Here is a 23,444-nt window from a genome sequence, read left to right on the forward strand (position 1 = left end):
TAAAGTAGGTAAGACTTGCCTAATCTGGTCTGGAGCTCGCATGTCCCCCCTCCGCAGGGCCGGCGGCCTGTTCGCCGCCCTTCTCGCCGCCTTGACCGTCGCGGCGTGCGGCACGCCGTCCGAGAACGCGTCCACGGACACGTCCGCGGCGCCCGCCGCCTCGTCCTCCGCCGCCTCCGCCACCCGCGAGGTGAAGGACGCCACCGGCACCCTGATCAAGGTCCCCGCGGAGCCGAAGCGCGTGGTCACCCTCACCCAGGAGGACCTCGACGCCGCCCTCGCCCTCGGCGTCACCCCGGTCGGCATCACCAACGGCCAGGGCCTCGACAAGCCCCCGGCGTACCTCGCCGACAAGGTCCAGGGCATCCCCGTCGTCGGCAACCTGCTCCAGCCGGTGATCGACAAGGTCGTCGAGGTCCAGCCCGACCTGATCCTCGCCGGGGACATGCAGGACCAGCAGATGCTCGACCAGCTCCGCAAGATCACTCCCGCGACGGTGGTCACGATGGCGCCCACCGACGACTGGAAGCTCTCGTTCATGGGCATCGGCAACACGCTGAACAGGCTCGACGCGGCCAAGAAGGTCCTCGCCGACTACGACGCCAAGGTCGCCGAGGCGAAGGCCAAGGTCGAGCCCGCCGAGGTGAGCATCGTCCGGTGGAACCCGCAGGGCCCGAGCTGGATGGAGAAGCGGCAGTTCGCCAGCTTCGTCGCCACCGACCTCGGCCTCACCCGGCCCAAGGCGCAGGACAAGGACGGCACCGCCCACTCCATGCCGCTGAGCCTGGAGGCCCTGTCCGACATCGACGGCGAGTGGCTGTTCCTGTCCACCCTCACCTCCGACGGCGAGAAGGCCCTCGCCGAGGTCAAGGAGACCCCCGCCTTCAAGGAGCTGAAGGCCGTCAAGGCCGGCCACGTCGCCACCGTCGACGGCTCCGTCTGGAGCACCCGCGGCGCCCCGCTGGCCGCCCAGGTCGTCCTCGACGACCTGGTCAAGGCCCTCGCCGGCTGACGGGCCCACACCCCGCACCCAGATCACCCGGACGGGCGCCCTCCCCGGTCTCTGCCCCGATCACGCGGGCGAGTGTCCTCCCCCGGTCCCTGCCCCATCACGCGGACGGGTACCCGGGTCACCGCCGCGTCCACGCGGACGGGCGTCCTGCCCCACGCCCCGCCGGTCTCATCGGCGGGGCGTTCGCCCGTCGCCGCCGGTGTTCGCCCGCTCGGCGAAGACCCAGTTGTCGGCGGTCGTCCTCAGCCCCGGCAGCCACGTGCCGGGCACGTCGCGCCCGGCGGCGAGCTGCCGGACCGCGCCGTCCCGCATCTCACCGTGGGCGTGGAAGAGGTGGATCCCGGCCACCCCGAAACCCGGGAACCCCACCTCGATGCCGCGCGCGTCCTCGTACGCGGCGTCGAGGACCCTGCCGGGCCCGGCGTCGAGGTCCTCGCCCAGCGCCCGGATGGAGTCAGGATGGATGCTCCTCATCCCCGCGCGCTGATCCGCCGTGGGAGCCCGGAACCCGCCGGGCACCGCGTCCCCCTCGGCGCCCCCCTCGACGCGTCTCGGCCACTCCAGCGGCGTCGCGGCCCCGCCGGCCGCCGGGACCGCGCGCGCTCCGACGAAACCGCCCAGGCCGCCCGCGCCGAGCGTGCCCAGGCCCGCCAGCACGGCGCGGGAGACGCCGAGCCGGGCCGCGACCCCGGACAGCAGCGCCGCCGCGGGACCGTTCGCCTTGGCCAGGCCCGCGATGAGCGCCCGTACGGCCGTCCCCGCCTCCACCATCCGGGCGTTGGCCACATAGGTCGCCTGCACGTTGAGGGCGGGCACCACCGCGGCGGCCAGGAGCGACTCCACGTGGCGCACGAGCGCCGCCCCGATGACCGCCGACGACAGCCCGACGGACGTGTAGGCCACCGCGGTCAGCTTCAGCGCGGCGTCCATGGCGTCGTACATCTCGGCGGCCTGCCCGAGCGTCTCCTGGTAGGGCCGGACCCGGGCGGCCATGAAGGCGTCCCGGCCGCGCTCCGTCCACCGGTCGGCGTCGGCCCGGCCGTTCACGGCCTCCGTGACCAGGGCGCTTGCGGACCGGACGCGCTCGGCGACGCCCCCGTACCGGTCCCCGGCGTGCCAGATCTGCGCCGGGTCGGAGACGAGCGTGCCCAGCGCGAGCGCGACGGGGGCGGCGAGCGGGAAGACGGCCGCGGCGCTCGAGGCGCTCGCCGCCCCCCAGACGCTCGGAGCCGAGGTGATCACATCACTGGGCGCAACACCCATGGGGCCGCTCCCCTGGTCGGTGGACGCGAGCGGATCGACCAGCAAGCTACAAGATCTCGTGCGCCCTGACAACGGACCGTGCCGGCCGTGCCCCAGCTGTTCACCGCGGCCCTCCTACTCCGCAAGGCGGCCGATCTCCGGACCGCCGCCGGAGCACCGCATCGGTGATCCGGAAATGTCGGTGCCGGTCGGTAGCGTGGAATCGTCGGATCACGCGAACGCCACGGAAGGCGGTCCCCCATGACCATCCAGGACAAGACCATCACCGGCGAGCGGGCCGATCTGCTGCAGACGCTGGCCAGGCACCGGGGCTTCCTGCGCCAGACGGTCGAAGGGCTGACCGACGAGCAGGCGGCGCGGCGCACCACGGTGAGCGAGCTCTGCCTGGGCGGCCTGATCAAGCACGTGGCCGACGTCGAGCAGCGGTGGATGTGGTTCGCGGTCGGCGGGGCCGAGGCGATGTGGGGCGAGCCGGGCGACTGGGAGAACCGGTTCCGCATGCTGGAGGGCGAGACCCTGGCCGGGCTCCTCGACGCCTACGAGCAGGTGGCCCGCCGGACGGACGAGCTGGTCGCGACGCTGCCCGACCTGGACGCCGCCCACCCGCTCCCGGAGGCCCCGTGGTTCGAGCCGGGCGCCTCCTGGTCGGTGCGGCGGGTGCTGCTGCACGTCATCGCCGAGACCTCCCAGCACGCCGGTCACGCCGACATCATCCGCGAGGCGCTGGACGGCGCGAAGACCATGGGTTGAGGACCGAAGGCCACGGTCTGAAGGCCATGATCCGAGAAGGCCGCGGGCCGGAACGCGAAAAGCCCGGGCCGGTGAGACCGGCCCGGGCTTTCACCTCGGTGCGCCGCCAGGGACTCGAACCCCGGACCCGCTGATTAAGAGTCAGCTGCTCTAACCAACTGAGCTAGCGGCGCTTGCGATGGGCCAACTCTAGCAGCCCGGCGGAGGGCAACGCACATCCCCGCCCAGAACGCGCATCCGCCCGGATGCGTCCGGGAGCTCCGGACACAGATGCGGGGCCGGACGGTTCCCCCAACCGTCCGGCCCCGTCTTCACCTGGCGGGCTCTGCCGTCGCCTCCCCCAAGACGACGGCGGCTCCGCTCGTGGACGCGATCCCCCCGCGTCCTTTTCCGGTAAAAGTCTCCGTTGGGTCCCGGTGGTCCTCGCGGACCTCCTTGACCTGCTTCCACACTAGCGAGGCGAAGGCAACGAGAACGTCATACACAGGTTGGTTTTGCCCCTACACCCGGAGTGACCCGGTATAGACCGGGTCAGCCCGCCGGACCGCGGAGGGGCCGTCACACGGGCAGTTCGAGGACGACCTCGGTGCGGTTCCGCAGGGCGTTGCTCACCGTGCAGTGGTTCTCCTCGACGCGGTGCGCGACCGCGCGGAAGACCTCGGCCGCCTTCTCGTCGCCCTCGGGCAGCTCGACGTCGTAGCTCACGGTGATCGGCCCGAGCCTGGTGGGCTCGATCTTCTCGCTGCTGACGGTCATCGCCAGGCGGACCAGCCGGTGGCCGCGCTTGGCGGTGAGGGGCTCCACGGTGACGATGTTGCAGCCGCCGAGCGCGGCCAGCAGCAACTCGACCGGGGTGAAGACGCCCTGCTCGTCACCGCCGCCCATGGCCACCTCGGCGCCGCGCTCGTTGCGCGCGATGTATCCGTCCTCGGTCCGCTCCACGTGCACCGATGCCATGATCCGTCCTCCCTGGTCGCCTGCCGATCACCTTATCCAAGCGTGCGGTACGGCCAGGCGGGGCGCCGGGGCCGCCGACCGTACGCCCGCGGCCGCGTTCGGCGGCCGGGAGGGATCGGGCGGCCCGGCGGAGGCGGGATCTAGGGTTCGGGGGCGGCCATGGCGTCCGGGTGCTCGGACAGGTAGGCGATGTAGAACGGCCGCAGCGCCTCACCGAGCTCTCCCTCGCCCGCCACCATGGCGTCGCTGAGCAGAGCCGAGACCCGGGTGAGGTCGTTGGCCGTCTGGTCGCTGTTCCCGCTCGCCGCCTCGGCCGGCGGGATCATCTTGAGCAGTTCCCAGAGAAAGCCGAAATCCCCGTGGTGCACCGCGTACCCCACTGCTCGGTCGTGGAGCTCCCGGGCCGACAACGCATCCAGCTCATCCGTTTCCAACGATCCCACCCCCTTATGCCCCATCTGCCCCCAGATGTGAGCGATCATGCGTGCTCGTCGTCGATCGAACGGTCAGCGGACGGGCCGATCACGGTAAACGGTCTCCTACCGCAGGTCCCTCCAGGGGAGATCGAGCCCGGTCCGCGCCACGACCGGCACCCGAGTGGCTAGTGTCGAGGCATACCGGTCGGCGCAAAGATCTACGGACCTTCGGGCCTACCGGCCGTCCTCCGACCGTGCGAGGATCCCCGGACGCCCAAGACCCCGGCCTGGAGGCCGGGGCCCCCATTGGAGGTAATCGGTGAAGATAATCATCAAAGTCCTCATCGTGGCGGCCTCCCTGTGGGTGGCCGAACTGCTCGTGGACGGGATCACCGTCTCGGGGGACACGACGCCGAAGAAGATCGGCACGCTGCTCGCGGTCGCCTTCGTCTTCGGTCTCGTCAACGCGGTCCTCAAGCCGATCATCAAGACCATCGGCTGCGCCTTCTACGTCCTGACCCTCGGCCTGTTCGCCCTCGTCGTGAACGCCGGCCTGCTCCTGCTCACGAGCTGGATCGCCGATCAGCTCGACCTGTCGTTCCACGTAACCGGCTTCTGGGCCGCCCTCTGGGGAGCGGTCATCGTCGGCGTGGTGAGCTGGCTGCTCGACCTGGTCCTGGGCCGCGACGACTGACCCGGCGGCCACCCGCCCGGCCCGCCCCGTCGGCTCACCCGCCTCCCGACCGCCCGACCGGAAGAGCGCCCGCGCGCGTGTCCCGTGACGGCACCCCTCCTATTACATGTATTCTAGGTAGGTAATACAAGAAGGAGGGGCGATGAGCGTCGACGTGCACCAGCACCTGTGGACACCGGGGTTCCTCGCCGCCCTCCGATCCCGTACGGCCCCGCCGTGCCTGGAGGGCTGGACCCTCCACCTGGACGGCGAGCCTCCCTACGAGGTGGATCCGCGCGATCACGACCTCGCCGGCCGCCTCGCCCTGAACGCCGGACTCGACCTGGCCCTGGTCTCGCTCTCGAGCCCGCTCGGCGTCGAGTCCCTGCCGCCGGGAGAGTCCTGGCCGGTCATCGACGCCTACCACGAGGACGTGCTCGCGCTGCCGGTCCCCTTCGGGGCCTGGGCCGCGACCTGCCTCACGGACGTCGACCCGGCGCGCCTGGCGGCGGCCCTCGACCGCGGCCTCGCCGGCCTCCAGCTCCCGGCGACGGCCGTAGGGAGCGCGGCGGGCCTGCGCGCGGTGGCCCCGCTGCTGGACGTGCTGGTGGAGCGGAACCTCCCGCTCTTCGTCCACCCCGGCCCCGCCGGAGGACCCGACAGCGGACCCGGCGAAGGACCCGCCGACGGACCCGCCGACGGACCTGACAGCGGACCCGGCGGACCCTGCGGATCCGGCGGCGGACCCGGCGGCGGATCGGAGCGCGGCTCCGGCGGTCCCGGCGACGCTCCCGGCTGGTGGCCCGCCGTCGTGCCGTACGTGCAGCAGATGCACGCCGCCTGGTTCGCGTTCGCCGCGTTCGGCCGTCCCCGGCACCCTCGGCTCCGGGTCTGCTTCGCCCTGCTGGCCGGCCTGGCGCCGCTGCACTCCGAGCGGCTGGCCCGGCGGGGCGGCGGGACCCGGGGGGTGGTGGACACCGGGATGTTCGTGGAGACCTCCTCCTACGGTCCGCGGGCCGTCGACGCGGTCGTCCGCGAACTCGGCGTCGACGTCGTGGTCAGCGGCTCCGACCTGCCCTACGCCACCGCCCCGGACCTCTCCCCCGCCCTCGGCGACGCCGCGTGGCACGCGGTCTCCGTCGCCAACCCCGCCCGTCTGCTCCACCGGAAGGAGTCCCGTCCATGAACCGCCCCCGGCTCCGCGCACGCCGGACACCCGCCGGAGGCCGGCCATGACCGCGACCGCGGTCCCGACCTCGGCCCTGGCCCCGACGGCCGTCCCAGAAGCCCCGGCCCCGGCCTCGGCGGCCGTCCCAGAGGCCCCGGCCGAGTCCGCGGCGGGGGACTTCGCGAGCCTGCCCGCCCGCGACCTCGACCGGCGCGAGCTGCGCGGCCTGGTCGACGGGCTGGCCGCCGAGCCGTCCCGGTGGGAGGAGCACGTGCTCTTCCCGGAGGAGGGCGGGCGGCACTACGCCTCCCTCTACCGGGACTCCCACGTGGACGTCTGGCTGCTGTGCTGGCGGCCCGAGGACGACACCGGCTGGCACGACCACGACGTCTCCTCCGGAGCCGTCCGGGTGGTGGCCGGGGCGCTCCGGGAGTGCAACCCCCGTATCGGCGGCGAGCACCTGGAGACCGTCGTCCCGGCGGGCGAGTCGTTCTCCTTCGGCCCGGACCACATCCACCGGCTGACCGGCGCGGTGCACGGCACCGTGTCGATCCACGCCTACTCGCCGCCGCTGTGGCGGCTGGGCCAGTACTCCATCAGCGACACAGGCGTGATGCGCCGCGTCTCGGTGAGCTACGCCGACGAGCTGCGCCCGCTGGACGACGTCGTCTGATCCCGCCCGGCGGCCCTCCGCGGAGGCTCCCGGGCCGGACGCGTCAGAGGACCCGCTCCCGGACGGCGCGGGCGATGCCCGGGTCGTCGGCGAAGACGCCGTCCAGACCGAGCCGGTAGAGCTTCTCCAGCCAGCCCATCACATCGCCGGTGGCGCGCGGGAAGGCCGGATTGGCCGGGTCGCCGAGCCGGAAGTCCACCGGGAGCTGGGAGTTCTCGTTCCGCACGGTCCAGGTGTGGACCTTCAGCCGGGCCCGGTGGGCGTCGCCGATCAGCGTGGTGGGCGCGAGCAGGCGGCCGTCGGGGCCGGTGGGGACGATCCGCCGGGTGTCCACGCCGATGCCGTCGGCGTACCGCGCGACCTCGCGCAGGCCCTCGGGGGTCACCATCGCGTCGTAGGTGCGCGGGTCCCCCGCCGCGGTCCAGTCGTACGGCGCGCCGCTCGCGCTGATCAGCTGGATCAGCGGGAGCCGGGTCTTCCTCCGCAGCTCGCGCAGGTTGGCCGTCTCGAAGGACTGGATGAAGACGGGGGAGCGCCGCCCGTCCCAGCCGTGCCTGCGGAGGGTCTCCAGCAGCGGCTCCTCCAGGGAGAGGCCGATGGAGTCGAAGTAGGTGGGGTGCTTGGTCTCGGGGTAGACGCCGACCCCGTGCTCACCGGCCAGCAGCAGGACCTCCTCGAAGGTCGGGATCTCCGCCAGCCCGTCGAAGACGGTGTTGCCCGGCCGCAGGTCGGGCACGCGCTCCACCGCCCGGAGGGTCCTCAGCTCGGCGAGCGTGAAGTCCTCGGTGAACCAGCCGGTGACCGGCCGCCCGTCGATGGTCTTCGTGGTACGGCGCGCCGCGAACTCCGGGTGGTCGGCCACGTCCGTGGTGCCGGAGATCTCGTTCTCGTGGCGGGCCACGAGGACGCCGTCCTTCGTGGAGACCAGGTCGGGCTCGATGTAGTCGGCGCCCAGCGCGATCGCGGCCTCGTAGGAGAGCAGGGTGTGCTCGGGACGGTGGGCGCTCGCGCCCCGGTGGCCGATGACGATGGGCTCGCCGCCGCGGCGCTCGGCGGCGGCGGGTTCGGGTCGGTGCAGCACAACGGTGACGGTACCGGTCGCGAGAACGGTCAGCGCCACCGCGAGGAGCCTACGGATCATGGGAGGACCGTAGGGACCCAGGGTGACCGGCGGGTGCCCGGGACACGACCGCCGCGCCACGGCCCGGTGTCGGGAACGTCACTCACCGCGGCCCGGAGCGGAACGCGGCCCGGCTCCCGGCTCCGCCCCGGGCCCGGCGTCCGACGTGGGCCCGGCGTCCGACGTGGGCCCGGCATCCGACGCGGGCCCGGCATCCGACGCGGGATCCGGCCCGGGGTCCCCGGTCCCGCGGGCCTCCCGTCCCGGCCGTCCCGCCGCCGGTGCCGGGCGTCCGGCGAGGAGTCCGGCGGCGAGCTGGAGCCCGCACGCGCCGAGCCCGGCCAGCAGCGGCACCGTCCAGCCGCCGGAGACCTCCCGGAGCAGGCCGATCAGGAACGGGCCGAGCGCCGCCAGGACGTACCCGGCCGACTGGGCGACGGCCGACAGCGCGGTCACCGCCGCCGGGTCCGGGGCCCGCAGGGTGATGATCAGCAGGGCCAGCGCGATCGCGGCGCCCTGACCGATGCCGAGCACGAGCATCCAGAGCCAGGGGACGGTGGCGGGGGCCGCCAGCACCCCGGCGTACCCGGCGGCGGTGAGCAGGGTCGCCGCCGTGACGTGCGGCACCTGCGAGCGCGCCCTCCCGGCGTGCACGGGCACCGCGAGCGTCACCGCCACCTGGACGAGGTTGGACAGGCTCAGCAGGTAGCCGGCCTGGTCGGCGGGGAGCCCCGCCTCCTGGAAGACCGTCGGCAGCCAGGCGAGCGTGATGTAGAAGGTCAGCGACTGCAGCCCCATGAACGCCGTGACGGCCCAGGTCACGGGGGCGCGCAGCAGCGCACGGAACGGCCTGGGCGCCGCCGGTCCGCCCGCCGGGCGGCGCAGCGCCTGGGGCAGCCAGAGTACGGCCGCCGCCACGGCGGGGAGCGCGGCCAGCGCGGTGGCCCCGCGCCAGCCGTACCCGGTGGCGTGTTCGAGCGGGACCGTCAGCCCGGAGGCCGCGGCGGCGCCGAGGACCAGGCCGGAGACGTAGACGCCGGTGAACGGGCCGACCCGCGCGGGGAAGTGCTGCTTGACGATGGCGGGCATCACCACGTTCATGACCGCGATGGCGGTGCCGGCCACGGCCGCGCCCGCGTACAGCGCGGGGACGCTCCCGGCGCTGCGCAGCAGCAGGCCTGCGGCCAGCACCAGCAGCCCGGCCAGCAGTGTGCGGTCCAGGCCGAACCGGCGGGCCAGCAGGGGGGCGAGCGGGGCGAGCACCCCCAGGCAGACCACCATCACCGTGGTGATCGCGCCGCCTCCGGCCGGGCTCAGCCCGAGATCCTCCATGATCTCGTCGAGCACCGGCGAGATCCCGGCCAGGGCGGGCCGGAGGTTGAACGAGGCGAGTACGAACCCGGCGACCAGCAGGAACCATGACAGGCGGACCCGGCGCTCGGACATCGCCCTACTTTCGCACACGCCCCCGGCCGCGCACGTCCCCGGCGGTGACCGGCGGGTCACGTGACACGCTGGAGGTACGCAAGCGGGAGGTGGGCGTCATGATGTCGGCAGGATCGGCGGGGTCACCGGGAACGGACGGGCTGTTTTCCGGGATGTTCGCGCGGGGCGGGGCCGCCGCCGAGGTGACGGACGCGGCCTGGCTGGCCGCGATGCTGGACGTGGAGGCGGCGCTGGCCCGCGCCCAGGCCGGGCTCGGCCTCGTCCCGCGCGAGGCCGCCGAGGCGGTCGGGGCCGCCTGCGACCCGGAGCTGTTCGACCTGGCCGAGATCGGGCGCAGGGCCGCGGACAGCGCCAACCCGGTGGTCCCGCTGGTCGCCGCGCTGCGCGAACAGGTCCGCGGGGACCTGCGCCGGTACGTGCACCACGGCGCCACCAGCCAGGACGTCAACGACACCGCCGCGATGCTGGTGGCCCGGCGCGCCCTCGCGCAGATCCTGGGCGACCTGCGCACCGCCGCCGACGCCTGCGCCCGCCTCGCCGGGGAGCACCGCGACACCGTCATGGCCGGGCGCACGGTCCTGCAGCAGGCCGTGCCGATCACCTTCGGGCTGAAGGCCGCCGGGTGGCTCACCGCGCTGCACCGCTCGCACGCCCGGCTGGCCGCGCTGCGCCTGCCCGTCCAGTACGGCGGCGCCGCGGGCACGCTCTCCGTCCTCGGGGGGCGCGGCCACGAGGTGCCGCCCCGGCTCGCGGCCGAGCTGGAGCTGGCCGCCCCGATCCTGCCCTGGCACACCGACCGGACCCCGGTCGCCGAACTGGCCTGCGCGCTGGGCGTCACCGCCGGCGTCCTGGGCAAGATCGCGACCGATGTGAAGCTGCTGGCCCAGACCGAGGTGGCCGAGGCCGCCGAGCCCTCGGCCCCGGGCCGGGGCGGTTCCAGCGCGATGCCGCACAAGCGCAACCCGGTGGGCGCGGTCTCCGTGCTCGCCTGCGTCCAGCGGGTCCCCGGGCTCGTGGCCTCGGTGCTGGCCGGCATGCTCGCCGAACACGAGCGCGCCGCCGGGCCCTGGCAGGCCGAGTGGGAGACCGCGGGCGAGCTGCTCCGGCTGACCGGGAGCGCCGCCTCCTGGCTCGGCGAACTCCTGGAGGGCCTGACCGTGGACGCCGCCCGGATGCGCGCCAACCTCGACCTGACCCGGGGCCTGCCGATGGCCGAGAACGTCGTCGTCCGGCTCGGCGGCACGCTGCAGGCCCGCTCGGCGGTGGACGCCGCCTGCGCACGCGCCGTCGAGGAGGGCCTGTCCCTACGGGAGGCGCTGCTCGCCGGGCCCGGGACGGACCTGTCGCCGGAGGACCTCGACACCGCCCTCGACCCGGCGCGCGCCCTGGGCTCGGCCGGCGCCTTCGTCGACCGCGCGCTGGAGCACAGCAGGGAGGACACGTGACGGACGGGTGGAGCGCAGGGGACGCCGCCCGCCGCGCCGTACCGGGCCGGGAGCGCGTGGAACGGACCGCGGCGGGCCCGGAGTCCGGCCGGGACGGCGGCAGGTGGGGTCCCGGGACCGGAACTCGGTGACGATGTTGTCCGCGAGCGCGGCCTGGTCCATGATCGGAACGTGACAGAGGGCATCCGGGGCCGGCCCACGATGAAGGACGTCGCGGCGGCGGCCGGGGTGGCGCTCAAGACGGTCTCCCGGTTCGTCAACGCGGAGCCCGGGGTCAGCCCCGCCACCGCCGAGAGGGTCGCCGCGGCCATCGAACGGCTCGGCTACCGGCGCAACGAGAGCGCCCGGGTGCTCCGCCGCGGCCGGACCGCGACCATCGGGCTGGTGATCGAGGACGTCGCCGACCCGTTCTACTCGGAGATCGGCCGGGCGGTCGAGGACGTCGCGCTCCGCCACGGCTCGCTGGTGTTCAGCGGCTCCTCCGGGGAGGATCCGCGGCGCGAGCGGGAGCTCGTGCTCGCCTTCTGCGCACGGCGGGTGGACGGGCTGGTCATCGTGCCCGCCGGGACCGACCACGACTACCTGCTGCCCGAGCTCGACGCGGGCGTCGCCGCCGTCTTCGCCGACCGTCCCGGAGGGCTGGACGCGGACACCGTGCTCTCCGACAACGCCGGCGGCGCGCACGCCGGGGTGACCCACCTGATCCGCCACGGCCACCGCCGGATCGCCTTCCTCGGCGACCGCACCGCCATCTTCACCGCCGCCGAACGCCTGCGCGGCTACCGCCGGGCGCTCTCCGACGCGGGTCTGCCCGCCGACGGGACGCTGATCGCGACGGGTCCGCCGGAGCGGGCCGGGGCCGCGCTGGACCGGATGCTCGCCGAGCCGGACCCGCCCACGGCCGTGTTCGTCGGCAACGGCCGGATCACCGTGGCGCTGCTGCGCTCCGGCCACCGCCCGCCCCTGGTCGGCTTCGACGACTTCGAGCTGGCCGACCTGCTGACGCCGGGGGTGAGCGTGGTCGCCCAGGACCCCGCCGGTCTCGGCCGGACGGCCGCCGAGCTGCTCTTCCGCCGCCTGTCCGGCGAGACCGGTCCCGCCCGGCGGATCGAACTGGCGACCCGGCTCGTCCCCCGCGGGTCGGGTGAGCTGCGGCCCTGACCCCGGGGTCGGAGCCCGCCACGGGGAGGGAGCCCCCGCTCGCGGGAAGGCCGCGCCGCGTCCCGATCAGGACCGCCGGTCCGGGCCGGAGCCGGGCTGCGCCACGCGGGCGAGCATCGACTCGACCCGCGCCATGAACTCCTCGTGGCTGAACGGCTTCATCATGTAGTCGTCGACACCGGCCCGGAAGGCGGCCTCCACGTCCTCCTCCCCCACCCGGACCGTCAGCATCATCACCGCCACCCGGTCGCCGCCGGGCATCGCCCGCAGCCTGCGGCACACCTCGGGACCGGTCATCCCGGGCATCACCCAGTCCAGGATCACGGCGTCGGGCATCTCCCGGGCGGCGATCTCCAGCGCGGCCTGTCCGCTGGCGGCCATCACGACGTCGTGTCCGAACCGCTTGAGCACGAGACCCACCACGAACTGCACGTCCGGATCGTCGTCCACGACCAGAACCCCGGCCATCACCCCACCGTTCGAAGACTCTCGGGGTCCGCCCCGTTCCCGCGTCACCGGCCGGGCCCGCCCCTCCCGCGGACCCCGTCGTCCAACGGTCCTACCCAGCCCCCGCGGACGTTCCGTCCCCGGAGGCAAAAACTTGCCAAGGCCCGCGCAGAACCCCGGCCCGGCTGATCCGGGGCACCGGCCCCGGATCAGCCGAGCCGCTTGTAGTAGAAGCTGCAGTCCCGCAGGGAGCCGGCCGGGTCGGCGGCGTAGTCGGGGACGATGCCGTAGCGGGTCCAGCCGGCGGCGCCGTACAGGCGGTCCGCGTCGCTGCCGGTCTCGGTGTCCAGGAGCAGGAGGGTGGCTCCCGCCTCGGCGGCGGCCCGCTCGGCGGCGGCGAGCAGCCCGCGCCCCAGCCCGCGGCCCCGGGCGCGGGGGTGGACCATCAGTTTGACGACCTCGGCCCGGTGCCTGCCGTTGGCCTTGGCCTCGAAGGCGAGGCTGACCGTGCCGTCGACGCCTCCGGGCCCGCGGGAGACCCAGACGGCGAGGCCGCCGTCGGCCACGGCGGCCTCCCTGGCCCGCCACCAGGCCTCCGCCGCGTCCCGGCCGAGGGGGGCGAGGAAGCCCAGGGAGGCGCCGCCGGAGACGGTGTCGCAGAGGAGCCCGGCGAGTTCCTGCACGCTGTCGCGGAAGTCCTCGACCGACAGGCGGGTGATCGTGTACGGCATGCCGGCCTTCTGTCGGGTGCGGTGCGCGAAAGGGTCCGGAAGGACGCGGGAACGCGCAGGCGGTCCTCCGTAGGATATGAGACGAAGATCCAGCCCGTACCGGCCGGCACCCCCCGTACCGGCCGGCGCCCCCGTACCGGTCAGCGTCCGGGGCCGTCCGGGTGCAGGGACCTGCGCAGGGCCAGCGAGCAGGTGATCGTCGCGGTCCCGGCGAGGGTGACGGCCAGGTGGGGGGCCGTCCACTCGGCGGCGGCCCCCGCCAGCGCGGCGCCCACCGCCTGGCCGGTCATCGCGCCCGTGCCGAGCAGGCCGAAGGCCTGGCCCCGGACCGCTTCCGGGGTCACGTCCACGAACCGCCGCTGCAGCCCGAGCGCGTAGGAGCCGGCGGCCGCCGTGGCGAGCAGGACGAGCAGCGCGGTCCCGGCGAGTCCCGGCTGGAACGCGAACCCGAGCAGGGGCACGCCCCCCGCCACCGCGAGGGGCAGGGCCAGCCGCTCCCGCCCCTCCGGGGAGACGAACCGGCCGACGGCGAAGCTGCCGAGCGCCAGGCCCGCGGACGCGGCGGTGAGCGCGATCCCGGCCGTGCCGCCCAGGTAGGGGACGAGCACGGCCTCGGCTCCCGTCACGAAGGAGACCGGGAGCCACTGCGCCAGCAGCAGCCCGCGCACCCGCGCGTCGGTCAGCAGGGCCCGGTTGACCCGCAGCGTCTCCCGTACGGCGCCGCCCTCGCCCCTGCCCCGGCCGGGCAGGTCCGGCAGCCCGGCCCGCAGGACGACCGCGGCGAGAGCGGAGAGCCCCGCGGTGACCAGCAGGGCCCCCTCCGATCCGGTGGCGGCGAGCAGGCCGCCGCCCAGGGCCAGCCCGCCGACCTGGGCCCCGGCCGCCGTCACGCCCAGCACCGATCTGGCGAGCACGAACGCGTCCCCCGCCAGCAGGTCGGGCAGGAGCGCGGTGCGGGCCGCCCCGAAGACCGGGGAGAGCACGCCGGTGGCCAGCACCAGCGCGAGCATCGCCCAGACGGGCATCCCGGCGAGAGCCAGCAGCAGGCAGGTCGCGACCCTGACCAGTTCCCCGGCGACCATCAGCGGGCGCGGCCGGACCCGGTCGGCAAGCGAGATCAGGAAGGTGCCGCCCACGACGTAGGGCAGGAAACCGAGCATGTACGCCGCCGCCGACAGGCCCGCGGAGCCGGTCCGCGCGTGCACCAGCGCCGCCAGGGCCAGCATCTTGACCTGGTCCCCGGCGACCAGGAGCGCGAAGCTCCCGAACAGCACCCGGAATCCGTCCGCGGCGAAGACGTCGCCGTAGGTCGCGCCGCGTTCCCGTGTGGTCGTCATGCACCGATGCTCGGAGGAGGGCCGCAGGAAGACTAATCTTTCGGATATCCCCGAAAGGCCGGTCGCGGGGACGGCAGGAGGCGCCCGTGGTCTACCGGATCGAGGTCAGCTCCGCGGATCTGGTGGCGAGCCGGTTCGCGATCTCCCCGCTCATCACGACCAAGCAGGCGCTCTGGGTCCTGTCCGGGAAGAAGGAGGCCGGGCCGTGGCGGGCCTGGACCGACCGGATGCGGGAGCCGTACGGCCGGCTGCTGGCCACCGAGCCGGGGCTGGGGCCGATGACCGTGCTCTTCCGCGACCACGCCTACAACGCCGACTTCCCCGCGCCCCCGCCGGCCGGCGTGAACACGCCGATCGAGGAGGAGCTCGCGGTCGTGCGCGCCACGCCCGTCGCCCAGGCGCACGAGGAGATCGCCCGCAACCTGGAGGGCATGGCGCGCCCGCCGGAGGAGATCGCCCGGGTGCTGTTCTCCCCGGACGTGGTGGCGCTGTTCGCCGACGCGCTCCAGCGGGCCTGGGAGGAGATCGTCGCCCCCGCCTGGCCGCGCTTCCATGCGATCCTGGAGCGGGACGTGGTCCAGCGGGCGGGCCGCCTGGCGACGTACGGCTGGGCGGCGGCCCTCGACGACCTGGCACCGAAGGCGCGCTGGCTGCCGGACGGCGTCATCGAGGTCCACTCCGGCCCCGGCACCAGCACCGGCCCCGGCCGCGGCCCCGGCACCGGCCGCGGCCCCGGCACCGGTCTTGGCTCCGACTCCGGTCTTGGCACCGGCACCGGCTCCGGCTCCGGTCCTGGCTCCGGTCCTGGCTCCGACGAGACGTTCCGGCTGGACGGCCGGGGCGTGCTCTTCCTGCCGTCGGTCTTCCCCCTCGGGATCGGCTCCTACTTCGAGCACGACTGGCCGTACGCGCTCTCCTACCCGGCGCGCGGCACCGGCGTCCCGCCCGAACCCGGTGGCGGCGCGGCCGGTCTGGCCGGGCTGATCGGCCGGACCAGGACCCGCATCCTGCTGGAGCTGGCCGTACCGGCGACCACCAGCCGGCTCGCCACCCTGCTCGGCCTGGGTCTGGGCACCGTCGGCGGTCACCTGGCGGCGTTGCGCGGGGCAGGCCTGGTCGCCCGGGCCCGCACCGGCCGCAGCGTGCTCTACCACCGGACCGCGCTCGGCGACGCACTGGCCGGTCCGCCGGAGACCGGCCCGCCGTCGGCGGATGGAGGCCGGTGACGATCGTACTCCGCCCCCGCGGATCCGCAGCGTCAGAGCACATCGGCGCAGGTGTCCCATGCTGGACAGCCCCGGGCCATGGCGACCTCCGGTGAGGCGATTCAGACTGCCAGCGTGACTCCTCCGCTCCCTGAAGGGAGCGGCTTCTCGCTAAGCCGCTTCCGCAGCCTCACGAAGGGCAAGCCCTGCCCTGAGGATGTTGACCGCCGCGTTCACGTCGGCGTGCGCTTCATGCCCACACGCCGTACACCGGAACGCGGCCTGGGTGAGGCGGTTCTCCTTCACGCAGTGCCCGCAGCGCAAGCACGTGCGGGAGGTGTTGCGGGGCTCGACCGCGATCAGCTCGCGACCGGCGCTTTCAGCCTTGTACGCGAGGACCGTCAGGAACACCCCCCAACCCGCATCCAGGATCGAACGGTTCAGCCCGGACTTGGCGGTGACGTTCCGGCCGGGCCGCTCGATCGTGCCGGACGCCGAGCGGGTCATGTTCGCGATCCTCAGGTCCTCGTGCACGATCACGTCGTAGGCGGCCACCAGAGCGAGCGCGGCCTTGTGGGCGTGGTCGAGGCGCTGCCGCCGCACCATGGCGTGCAGCGCCGCGACCCGGGCGACCGCTTTGCGCCGACGCTTGGAGCCCCGCTTCTTGCGGGCGAGGTCGCGCTGGGCGTCCGCGAGGCGGTCGGCGGTGGCGGCGAGGTGGCGCGGGTTCGCCAGGTGCTCATCGTCGCTCGTGGTGACCAGGGAGGCGACGCCCAGGTCGATCCCGGCGGCGGCGCCCGTGGCGGGCAGGGGCTGGGCGGGCACGTCGTCACACGACAGGATCACGTACCAGCGGTTGCCTTCCCGCTTCACGCTGATCGTCTTGACCCGGCCCTTCACGGGCCGGTGCCGGTGGACCCGCACGTGCCCGATGCCCTGCAGCCGCACGAACGCGGCGGTCGGGTGCTGCGGTTGGGAGTCCCACCGGCAGCCGTCGCCGTCCTTGGGCCAGGTGACGGTGCCGAACCGGCCCCGCCCCTTGAACCGGGGAAAACCCGGCGTGCGCCCGGCCTTGACCCGGTCGAAGAACGCGGCGAACGCCTTGTCCAGGCGGCGCAGGGTGGCCTGCTGGCAGGAGAACGACCAGCGGCCCTGCCCGCCGGGGTCGTCGGCGCGGATGTGTTTGAGATCGGCCGACTGGTCGCCGTAGCGGATGCTCACGCCCGCTTTGGCGTAGGCGGTGCGGCGGTGTTCCAGGGCGGCGTTGTAGAGCTGCCGGTGGTCCTCCAGGCACGCCGCGAGCGCCGCCGCCTGTCGGGTGGTGGGGCGCAGCAGGAACGTGTACGACCTGCGCACACCCACCTCCCCTCACGTTCGGTAACGGTAACACCACGACATCGGCGAGCGCCGGCAAAACCGGGAAGGACATCCATGATGCGCGGACCTGACAGGTCAGGGCACGCTCGGGCCTCGGCGGCCCTCCCGCTCCCGATTCCCCCCTCGCCTGAAGGCGACGCTCCCCTCGGGAGGATCTGATGGCGGACACCTCTCCGGACCCTGTCCCAGAACCCCGCAACGGGGAACCCGGCGGCCCGGAGTCCCGCAGCGCGGAACCCCGCGCCCCCGGACCGAACACCGCGGAGCCCCCCGCCCCCGGCCCTCACGTTCCCGGCACCGACTCCCGCGCTCCCGACACCGGCACCGGCACCGGCACCGGCGGGCCCGATGTCCCGGAGCTCGGCGAGATCAACCTCACCGACTGGTACGCGCACGCGGACAAGCTGGTCGGCGTCGGGTTCCTGACCGTCGCCCGGCGGCTGCCCGCCCTGGTGGCCCAGGCCGTACGGCTGGCCTGGCTGGCCAGTCCCCGCGACACCGCCACCACGATCTCGCTGAGCCTGCTGAGCGGCGTCTTCACCGCGTTCGGCCTGCTCGCCACGACCGGGGTGCTGACCGCCCTGTTCGAGGCCGGTCCCACCCCTGAGCGGGTCAGGGCGGCCCTGCCCAGCCTGGTCCTGGTGGGCGTGGCCGCCACGTTGCGCACGCTCACCCAGGCGGGCGCGGGCTGGGCACAGTCCCGGCTGGACCCGCAGGTCAGCCGGATCGCCGAGGAGCGTCTCTACGGGCTGACCAGCCGGGTCGGCCTGGCCGCCTTCGACGACCCCGACTTCCACGACGCGCTGCAGCGCGCCAGGGCGCGGGGCGTGTCCATGGCCGACGTGGTGGTCGGCACGGCCATCGACGTGCTGACCGCGGCGATCGGCATCGTCGCGGCCGCGGGCGTGCTCGGCGTCCTGCACCCCGTGCTGCTGCCGCTGCTGGTGCTCGCGGTGCTGCCGGACGCCTGGGCGGCCGTCCGGGCGGCCCGCATGCGCTACACCACCATGTACCGGCTGATCCCCGCCGCCCGGCGCAAGTGGATCACCGCCCAACTCCTGGCGGACCGCGAGCCGGCCGCCGAGGTGCGCTCGTTCACCATGCGCGGCTTCCTGATGCGGATGTACGACGCGGTCTCCCGCGCGGAGCAGGCCGTCCTGCTGGACCTGGCACGGCGGCAGACGTTCACGCGGGTGCTCGGCGAGGGGCTGAGCGGCGTGGGCACCGCCCTGGTCTACGTCGCCCTCGGCCTGCTGCTGGCCGCCGGAGCGGTCCCGCTGGCCGTGGCGGGCACCGCCGTGCTGGCGATCCGTTCCGGGCAGACCTACCTCGCGAACCTGATGTACGCCACCAACCGGCTGTACGAGGAGGGTCTCTACTTCACCGACTTCCTCGAGTTCTGCGCCGACGCCGAGGCCCGGCTGACCTCCGGGCGCTCCGGCCCGGTCCCGGAGGGGTTCGAGCGCATCACCGCCGAGGACGTCGTCTTCACCTACCCGGGCTCGGACTCCCCCGCCCTGCAGGGGGTCTCGGTCCATCTCGACCGGGGCGAGGTGGTCGCGCTCGTGGGCGAGAACGGCTCCGGCAAGACCACCCTGGCGAAGATCCTGTCCGGTCTCTACGAGCCCGACGGCGGACGCGTCCGCTGGGACGGCACCGACCTGTCCGAGGTGGACCCCGACCGGCTCCGGCGGCACATCGCGGTCATCGCCCAGGACCACACCCGCTGGCCGCTGACCGCCCGCCAGAACATCACCATGGGCACGGACAAGGGGGAGCCCGCGCTGGTCGCGGCGGCCGAGGTGGCCGGGGCCGACCAGGTCGTGGCGGACCTGCCGCACGGCTACGACACGCTGCTGGACCGGCGCTTCAAGGACGGTCAGGAGTTGTCGGGCGGGCAGTGGCAGCGGATCGCGGTCGCCCGGGGCTTCCACCGGGACGCTCCCCTGCTGATCTGCGACGAGCCCACCGCCGCCCTCGACGCCCGGGCCGAGCACGCGCTCTTCGAACGCGTCCGCGAGCACGCCGGCGGCCGTACCGTCCTGCTGATCACCCACCGGCTGGCCAGCGTCCGCTACGCCGACCGGATCTACGTCCTCGACCACGGCAAGGTCACCGAGGAGGGCACCCACACCGAGCTGATGGAGCTCGGCGGCCTCTACGCCGAGCTGTACGGCCTGCAGGCCCGCGCCTATTCCCCCTGACCGGCTCCCGCCGCCCCTCCTGGCCGGTTCCCGCTCCCTCGGGCCGGCGGATCAGCGGATCAGCGGATCGGCATCCGGGCCATCGGTCGGACCGGCACGAGCAGGACCGATGCGGGCCGCCGGGCTCATCCCAGGACCGCCCGCATGATCGCCCTCGCGACGGGCGCGGCCACCCGGCCGCCGGAGCCGCCTCCCTCGACGACGACTCCCACGGCCACCCGGGGGGAGTCCGCCGGGGCGAAGCCCGTGAAGACGGCGTGGTCCCGGCCGCCGTTCTCGGCCGTCCCGGTCTTGGCCGCCACCCCGACGCCCGGGAGGGCCGCGGCGCGGCCGGTGCCGCCCCGCCGGGTGACGCCGGTCATCATGGCGGTGAGCCGCCGGGCGTCGCGGGAGCTCAGCGCGCGGCGGTAGCGGGACGGCTCCGCCTCGCCGATCACCGTTCCGTCACCGAGTCGTACCTCCCGCACCAGATGGGGGCGCATGAGCGAGCCGTCGCCCGCGACCGCCGCCGAGAGCATCGCGAGCACGAGCGGGGTGGCGCGGTCGTCGAACTGGCCCAGCGCGGACATCGCGGTCTGCGCCCGGTCCATCCCGGCCGGGTAGACGCTCCGGGCCACGGGCATGGGCACCGCGAGACCGCCGTCGTTGAACCCGAACGCCTCGGCCCGCTCGCGCAGCGCGTCCTGGCCGAGACCGATGCCGATCATCGCGAACGGGGTGTTGCAGGAGATCTTGAACGCGTAGGCCAGGGACGGGAGACCGTCGCCGCAGGCCGTACCGCGGAAGTTGCGCAGGCGGACGGAGGCGCCGGGGAGCCGGAACGCGGCGGGCGCGGCGACGCGCGTGCCCGGCCGGTAGTCGCCCGAGGCGAGCGCGGCGGCGGTGGTGACGATCTTGAAGACGGATCCGGGCGGGTAGGTCTGCCGGATCGCCCGGTTCAGCAGCGGGCGGCCCGGGTCGGCCTGCAGCCGCCGGTCGGTCCGGTCGAGTTCGGCGACGTCGGGGGTGGTGTAGAGGTTCGGGTCGTAGGACGGGTAGGAGGCCATGGCCAGGATCTCGCCGGTGGCCGGGTCGATCGCGACGGCGGCCCCGGGCCGGCCGGTGGCGCGCAGTCCCGCATAGGCGGCCCGCTGCGCCCGCCCGTCGATCGTGAGCACGACCGCCGCACCCGCCGCCGCCGTCCCGTCCACGATCGCGCGGACCCTCACCCGGGGGTCGGTCCCGGCGAGCACCGCGTCCTCGGCCTGCTCGATCCCGGTGGCGGCGTAGAACGACAGGTGCCCGGTGACCGGCGCGTGGACGGGCCCTTCGGGGTAGAACCGCCGGTACCGGTGGCGGTCTCCGTCCCGGGGGTCCCGGCGGCTGGCCGCGACGACGGTGCCGTCGCGCAACCGGATCTCCCCCCGGGGGCGGTCGAACCGGGCGGTCAGGGCCCGCTGGTTGTGCGGGTCCTCCCGCAGCCCGGCGGCGTCGAACACCTGGATCCAGGTCGCCTTCCCGAGCACCGCGAACAGCATCGCCCCGCACGCCACGGCGACGTGCCTCAGCGGGATGTCGATCCGTCGCGCGCGCGGTGCGGCCATGGGCCCCCTCCCCGAGGTCCGGCTTCCGGTCTAACAGCCGACCCGGAAAGGGCCCCCCGCCGCACGGCAAAAGCCCCGTACGGCCCGCGTCACGACCGTTGGCGGCCCGCCCTCAGGTGCGCCCCGCCGTACCCCCAAGGGGCCCGCGCCCGGGCTCCGCCCGCCGTACCGCGACGGGCGCGCGTCACGACAGCCCGCGGCCCGCCCCGACGACCCCGCGGTAGTAACCGATCTTGTTCCGGATCGCGGTCTGCTTCTCCCGCAGGTTGGCCACCTGTGCCTCCACCCGGCGGTCGTGCGCCTCCAGCAGCGCGATCCGGTCGCGGATCGTGTGCTCACCCTGCCTGGTCAGCTCTGCGAAGCGGAGCATCTCCGCGATCGGCATGCCGGTGTCCCGCAGGCACCTGATCATGCCCAGCCAGCCGATGTCCTCCTGGGTGAAGCGACGCTGACCGGCGGCGTTGCGGCCGATCGGCTCCAGCAGCCCGATCCGCTCGTAGTAACGCAGGGTGTCGAGGCTGAACCCGGTCTCCTCGGCCACCTGTCCCGGGGTGTACACGCTCATGCCCGAAAGCATGGCACCTGGAGCGGGCTCCAGGTCAAGCTCCCCTGCCGCCGCCGAAACGGCTTGAGCGGGCTCCAGATCAAGTTCGCCGGCCGCCGCCGAAACGGCTTGACATGGAGTGCGCTCCAGCTCGCACGCTGGGCCGTATGACGCACATCCCCCTTGCACTGGGCACCATCCCGTTCGGCACCGCCGTCGACGACGGCACGGCTTTCGCGATCATGGACCGCTTCGCCGAGGCGGGCGGCGCGCTGCTGGACACCTCCAACAACTATCCCTTCTGGTTCGACGGGGCGACCGGCGACGAGAGCGAGCTGGCCATCGGCCGCTGGCTGGCCTCGCGGAAGAACCGCGACCGGGTCGTCATCAGCACCAAGTGCGGCGCCCGGCCGACCGTCCCCGGCGACCGCACGCTCGGCTCCGCCGAGGGCCTGTCGGCGCGGGCCGTCGAGACCGCGATCGAGGGCAGCCTGCGCAGGCTGGGGACCGACCGCGTGGACGTCTACTGGGCGCACATCGAGGACCGGTCGGTCCCGCTGGCCGAGACCCTCGGCGCCTTCGACGAGCTGGTCCGGGCGGGCAAGGTACGGGAGACCGGGGCCAGCAACATCCCCGCCTGGCGGTTCGAGCGCGCCCGGAACGTCGCCCGGGAGAACGGCTGGACGGCCTACTCCCACCTGCAGCTGCGCCACTCCTACGTCCGGCCCCGGCCCGGAGCCCCGCTCCAGTCCTCCGGGCACACGGTGGTCAACGACGACACCCTCGACTACCTGCGCGAGGAGCCCGGCATCACCCTGTGGGCGTACAGCACGCTGATGAGCGGCGGGTACACCCGCACCGACCGCCCCTTCGACCCGGCCTTCGACCACCCCGGCACCACCCGGCGCCTGGCCGTGCTGCACGAGGTCGCGGCCGAGCTGGGCGCCACCGTGAACCAGGTGGTCCTGGCCTGGCTGATCGGCGGCTCCCCCGCCGCCGTCCCGATCGTCGGCGCGAGCACCGTCGAGCAGCTCGACGAGGCGCTCGGCGCGCTGGACGTCAAGCTCGACGACGAGCTCCGCGCCCGGCTGGACGCCGTCTCCTGACGGGATCTCCTGGCCGGGCCCCGGAGCGGCGCCCGGCCGGGTCCGGAAGGCCGCGCCTGGCCGGAACCCGGAAGAGGGCTCAGCCGGGCCGGGCGCGGCCGAGCCCGGAAGGCCGCACGCCCCGGCGGGACGCTACGGCAGGCGGGCGGCGAGGTAGCGGCGGACCATGAGCTTGCACTCGTCGATCAGCTCGGGGTCGCCCTCCGGACTGGTCCTGAAGGCGAGCTTGAGCACGGCGTCCGCCGCCTCCACCGCGACGACCAGCGCCCGGTCCAGCTCCGCCCCCGCCGGGGCGCCGAGCACCTCGATGGTGATCCCCCGGAGGCGGTCGGCCACGACGACGTTGTTCTCCAGCGCGGTGTCGAGCATGCGCTCGGTCCCCCGCAGCGCCGGGCCGCCCGGTGCGTACAGCACCTCGCCGAAGTCCACGACGCCGAAGCCGGGGGTGGAGCGCTTCATGGCGACGAACTCGTCGATCGCCAGGTCCACCATGCCGGTCCAGTCGGAGGGTCCGGCGTCGGCGAGCCGGGCGGTGATCCGGCCGAGGAACGCCTCCAGGTTGCGCACGGCGAGCGCGCGCACCAGTCCCTGCTTGTCGGAGAAGAACTGGTAGAAGGTGCCGATCGGCACCTCCGCGCGGCGCGCGACCTCCTTGGTGGTCAGCGCGTCGTAACCCACCTCGTCCAGCAGCCTGGCGCACTCGTCCAGCATGCGCTCGACCCGTTCCACGCTCCGCCGCTGGGCGGGGCGACGGCGCAGTGTTCCCCCGGAGACGTTCGTCATTACCTCATCATCCCCCATGGACCCCTCCCGCGAGCTAACATGA

Annotated in this window: 22 protein-coding genes and 1 tRNA gene; 10 read left to right on the forward strand and 13 right to left on the reverse strand. The window is 74.3% G+C overall.

The window, feature by feature from the left end:
- Nucleotides 1-40 precede the first annotated feature (40 nt).
- Nucleotides 41-1,012, forward strand: a complete 972-nt coding sequence (locus HS048_RS31740; protein WP_068897522.1) for an ABC transporter substrate-binding protein — start codon at nt 41-43, stop codon at nt 1,010-1,012.
- A gap of 168 nt (nt 1,013-1,180) precedes the next feature.
- On the opposite strand, the gene HS048_RS31745 is transcribed toward HS048_RS31740, so the two are convergent.
- Entirely contained in the window at nt 1,181-2,275 is a 1,095-nt protein-coding gene (locus tag HS048_RS31745; RefSeq protein WP_196469733.1) for a hypothetical protein, read from the reverse strand.
- Nucleotides 2,276-2,515: 240 nt separating this feature from the next.
- Here HS048_RS31745 and HS048_RS31750 point away from each other — a divergent pair, with 240 nt between their 5' ends.
- A complete protein-coding gene (locus tag HS048_RS31750; RefSeq protein ID WP_196469734.1) occupies nt 2,516-3,025 on the forward strand; it encodes a DinB family protein in 510 nt (169 codons plus the stop codon).
- Between the two features lie 99 nt (nt 3,026-3,124).
- Here the strand turns inward: HS048_RS31750 and HS048_RS31755 are convergent.
- The 3 genes from HS048_RS31755 to HS048_RS31765 all read right to left on the reverse strand — a co-directional run bounded on the left by HS048_RS31755 (nt 3,125) and on the right by HS048_RS31765 (nt 4,425).
- A tRNA-Lys gene (locus HS048_RS31755) sits at nt 3,125-3,198 on the reverse strand.
- Nucleotides 3,199-3,583: 385 nt separating this feature from the next.
- On the reverse strand, nt 3,584-3,982 hold the full coding sequence (locus HS048_RS31760) for an OsmC family protein (protein ID WP_068897527.1): 399 nt from the start codon (nt 3,980-3,982) through the stop codon (nt 3,584-3,586).
- Nucleotides 3,983-4,122: 140 nt separating this feature from the next.
- Nucleotides 4,123-4,425, reverse strand: a complete 303-nt coding sequence (locus HS048_RS31765; protein WP_231647395.1) for a hypothetical protein — start codon at nt 4,423-4,425, stop codon at nt 4,123-4,125.
- 292 nt (nt 4,426-4,717) lie between these two features.
- On the opposite strand from HS048_RS31765, the gene HS048_RS31770 reads away from it, so the two are divergent.
- The 3 genes from HS048_RS31770 (at nt 4,718) to HS048_RS31780 (ending at nt 6,912) form a co-directional block, all read left to right on the forward strand.
- Nucleotides 4,718-5,092 carry a phage holin family protein gene (locus tag HS048_RS31770; RefSeq protein ID WP_068897529.1) on the forward strand — a complete coding sequence of 125 codons (375 nt, stop codon included), beginning with the start codon at nt 4,718-4,720 and terminating at the stop codon, nt 5,090-5,092.
- A 142-nt stretch (nt 5,093-5,234) separates the two neighbouring features.
- Nucleotides 5,235-6,257, forward strand: coding sequence for an amidohydrolase family protein (locus HS048_RS31775; RefSeq protein ID WP_196469735.1), 1,023 nt, complete (start codon nt 5,235-5,237; stop codon nt 6,255-6,257).
- Between the two features lie 46 nt (nt 6,258-6,303).
- On the forward strand, nt 6,304-6,912 hold the full coding sequence (locus HS048_RS31780; RefSeq protein WP_196469736.1) for a cysteine dioxygenase family protein: 609 nt from the start codon (nt 6,304-6,306) through the stop codon (nt 6,910-6,912).
- 43 nt (nt 6,913-6,955) lie between these two features.
- Here HS048_RS31780 and HS048_RS31785 read toward each other — a convergent pair whose 3' ends face one another.
- Together HS048_RS31785 and HS048_RS31790 are read right to left on the reverse strand one after the other, a co-directional pair.
- Nucleotides 6,956-8,053 (reverse strand): glycerophosphodiester phosphodiesterase, encoded by a 1,098-nt coding sequence (locus tag HS048_RS31785; protein ID WP_068897531.1) that lies wholly within the window; start codon nt 8,051-8,053, stop codon nt 6,956-6,958.
- Between the two features lie 78 nt (nt 8,054-8,131).
- Entirely contained in the window at nt 8,132-9,478 is a 1,347-nt protein-coding gene (locus HS048_RS31790; RefSeq protein ID WP_230882401.1) for an MFS transporter, read from the reverse strand.
- 98 nt (nt 9,479-9,576) lie between these two features.
- Here HS048_RS31790 and pcaB point away from each other — a divergent pair, with 98 nt between their 5' ends.
- Together pcaB and HS048_RS31800 are read left to right on the forward strand one after the other, a co-directional pair.
- Nucleotides 9,577-10,923 carry a 3-carboxy-cis,cis-muconate cycloisomerase gene (pcaB, locus tag HS048_RS31795; RefSeq protein WP_230882402.1) on the forward strand — a complete coding sequence of 449 codons (1,347 nt, stop codon included), beginning with the start codon at nt 9,577-9,579 and terminating at the stop codon, nt 10,921-10,923.
- Between the two features lie 171 nt (nt 10,924-11,094).
- A complete protein-coding gene (locus HS048_RS31800) occupies nt 11,095-12,084 on the forward strand; it encodes a LacI family DNA-binding transcriptional regulator (RefSeq protein ID WP_307832719.1) in 990 nt (329 codons plus the stop codon).
- A 66-nt stretch (nt 12,085-12,150) separates the two neighbouring features.
- Here HS048_RS31800 and HS048_RS31805 read toward each other — a convergent pair whose 3' ends face one another.
- From HS048_RS31805 to HS048_RS31815, 3 genes are all read right to left on the reverse strand, one after another.
- Nucleotides 12,151-12,552, reverse strand: a complete 402-nt coding sequence (locus tag HS048_RS31805; protein WP_196469737.1) for a response regulator transcription factor — start codon at nt 12,550-12,552, stop codon at nt 12,151-12,153.
- A 188-nt stretch (nt 12,553-12,740) separates the two neighbouring features.
- The gene (locus tag HS048_RS31810; RefSeq protein WP_196469738.1) at nt 12,741-13,262 is read right to left on the reverse strand and encodes a GNAT family N-acetyltransferase; all 522 of its coding nucleotides are present in this window, start codon (nt 13,260-13,262) and stop codon (nt 12,741-12,743) included.
- 140 nt (nt 13,263-13,402) lie between these two features.
- Nucleotides 13,403-14,599, reverse strand: coding sequence for an MFS transporter (locus tag HS048_RS31815; protein ID WP_068897535.1), 1,197 nt, complete (start codon nt 14,597-14,599; stop codon nt 13,403-13,405).
- A gap of 86 nt (nt 14,600-14,685) precedes the next feature.
- On the opposite strand from HS048_RS31815, the gene HS048_RS31820 reads away from it, so the two are divergent.
- Complete coding sequence (locus HS048_RS31820) at nt 14,686-15,825, forward strand: ArsR family transcriptional regulator (protein ID WP_196469739.1); 1,140 nt, start codon at nt 14,686-14,688, stop codon at nt 15,823-15,825.
- 150 nt (nt 15,826-15,975) lie between these two features.
- On the opposite strand, the gene HS048_RS31825 is transcribed toward HS048_RS31820, so the two are convergent.
- Nucleotides 15,976-17,160, reverse strand: coding sequence for a transposase (locus HS048_RS31825; RefSeq protein ID WP_307832720.1), 1,185 nt, complete (start codon nt 17,158-17,160; stop codon nt 15,976-15,978).
- Nucleotides 17,161-17,339: 179 nt separating this feature from the next.
- Here HS048_RS31825 and HS048_RS31830 point away from each other — a divergent pair, with 179 nt between their 5' ends.
- The gene (locus tag HS048_RS31830) at nt 17,340-19,385 is read left to right on the forward strand and encodes an ABC transporter ATP-binding protein (protein ID WP_196469741.1); all 2,046 of its coding nucleotides are present in this window, start codon (nt 17,340-17,342) and stop codon (nt 19,383-19,385) included.
- 125 nt (nt 19,386-19,510) lie between these two features.
- Here HS048_RS31830 and HS048_RS31835 read toward each other — a convergent pair whose 3' ends face one another.
- Together HS048_RS31835 and HS048_RS31840 are read right to left on the reverse strand one after the other, a co-directional pair.
- Nucleotides 19,511-20,968: a penicillin-binding protein 2 gene (locus tag HS048_RS31835; RefSeq protein ID WP_084008379.1), complete on the reverse strand. Its 1,458-nt coding sequence runs from the start codon at nt 20,966-20,968 to the stop codon at nt 19,511-19,513.
- A gap of 184 nt (nt 20,969-21,152) precedes the next feature.
- Nucleotides 21,153-21,533, reverse strand: a complete 381-nt coding sequence (locus HS048_RS31840) for a MerR family transcriptional regulator (protein ID WP_068897538.1) — start codon at nt 21,531-21,533, stop codon at nt 21,153-21,155.
- 146 nt (nt 21,534-21,679) lie between these two features.
- Here HS048_RS31840 and HS048_RS31845 point away from each other — a divergent pair, with 146 nt between their 5' ends.
- On the forward strand, nt 21,680-22,618 hold the full coding sequence (locus HS048_RS31845) for an aldo/keto reductase (RefSeq protein ID WP_084008381.1): 939 nt from the start codon (nt 21,680-21,682) through the stop codon (nt 22,616-22,618).
- Nucleotides 22,619-22,750: 132 nt separating this feature from the next.
- Here HS048_RS31845 and HS048_RS31850 read toward each other — a convergent pair whose 3' ends face one another.
- On the reverse strand, nt 22,751-23,401 hold the full coding sequence (locus HS048_RS31850; RefSeq protein ID WP_068897540.1) for a TetR/AcrR family transcriptional regulator: 651 nt from the start codon (nt 23,399-23,401) through the stop codon (nt 22,751-22,753).
- Nucleotides 23,402-23,444: the final 43 nt, after the last annotated feature.

The organism is Planomonospora sp. ID91781, from assembly GCF_015711595.1.
Taxonomy (GTDB): Bacteria; Actinomycetota; Actinomycetes; order Streptosporangiales; family Streptosporangiaceae; genus Planomonospora; species Planomonospora parontospora.

Excerpts from the sequence above, each read along its gene's own strand:
- HS048_RS31740 (WP_068897522.1), top strand. The coding sequence starts at position 41 with ATGTCCCCCCTCCGCAGGGCCGGCGGCCTGTTCGCCGCCCTTCTCGCC.
- HS048_RS31745 (WP_196469733.1), bottom strand. The coding sequence starts at position 2,275 with ATGGGTGTTGCGCCCAGTGATGTGATCACCTCGGCTCCGAGCGTCTGG.
- HS048_RS31750 (WP_196469734.1), top strand. The coding sequence starts at position 2,516 with ATGACCATCCAGGACAAGACCATCACCGGCGAGCGGGCCGATCTGCTG.
- HS048_RS31760 (WP_068897527.1), bottom strand. The coding sequence starts at position 3,982 with ATGGCATCGGTGCACGTGGAGCGGACCGAGGACGGATACATCGCGCGC.
- HS048_RS31775 (WP_196469735.1), top strand. The coding sequence starts at position 5,235 with ATGAGCGTCGACGTGCACCAGCACCTGTGGACACCGGGGTTCCTCGCC.
- HS048_RS31780 (WP_196469736.1), top strand. The coding sequence starts at position 6,304 with ATGACCGCGACCGCGGTCCCGACCTCGGCCCTGGCCCCGACGGCCGTC.
- HS048_RS31785 (WP_068897531.1), bottom strand. The coding sequence starts at position 8,053 with ATGATCCGTAGGCTCCTCGCGGTGGCGCTGACCGTTCTCGCGACCGGT.
- HS048_RS31790 (WP_230882401.1), bottom strand. The coding sequence starts at position 9,478 with ATGTCCGAGCGCCGGGTCCGCCTGTCATGGTTCCTGCTGGTCGCCGGG.
- pcaB (WP_230882402.1), top strand. The coding sequence starts at position 9,577 with ATGATGTCGGCAGGATCGGCGGGGTCACCGGGAACGGACGGGCTGTTT.
- HS048_RS31805 (WP_196469737.1), bottom strand. The coding sequence starts at position 12,552 with ATGGCCGGGGTTCTGGTCGTGGACGACGATCCGGACGTGCAGTTCGTG.
- HS048_RS31810 (WP_196469738.1), bottom strand. The coding sequence starts at position 13,262 with ATGCCGTACACGATCACCCGCCTGTCGGTCGAGGACTTCCGCGACAGC.
- HS048_RS31815 (WP_068897535.1), bottom strand. The coding sequence starts at position 14,599 with ATGACGACCACACGGGAACGCGGCGCGACCTACGGCGACGTCTTCGCC.
- HS048_RS31830 (WP_196469741.1), top strand. The coding sequence starts at position 17,340 with ATGGCGGACACCTCTCCGGACCCTGTCCCAGAACCCCGCAACGGGGAA.
- HS048_RS31835 (WP_084008379.1), bottom strand. The coding sequence starts at position 20,968 with ATGGCCGCACCGCGCGCGCGACGGATCGACATCCCGCTGAGGCACGTC.
- HS048_RS31840 (WP_068897538.1), bottom strand. The coding sequence starts at position 21,533 with ATGAGCGTGTACACCCCGGGACAGGTGGCCGAGGAGACCGGGTTCAGC.
- HS048_RS31845 (WP_084008381.1), top strand. The coding sequence starts at position 21,680 with ATGACGCACATCCCCCTTGCACTGGGCACCATCCCGTTCGGCACCGCC.
- HS048_RS31850 (WP_068897540.1), bottom strand. The coding sequence starts at position 23,401 with ATGACGAACGTCTCCGGGGGAACACTGCGCCGTCGCCCCGCCCAGCGG.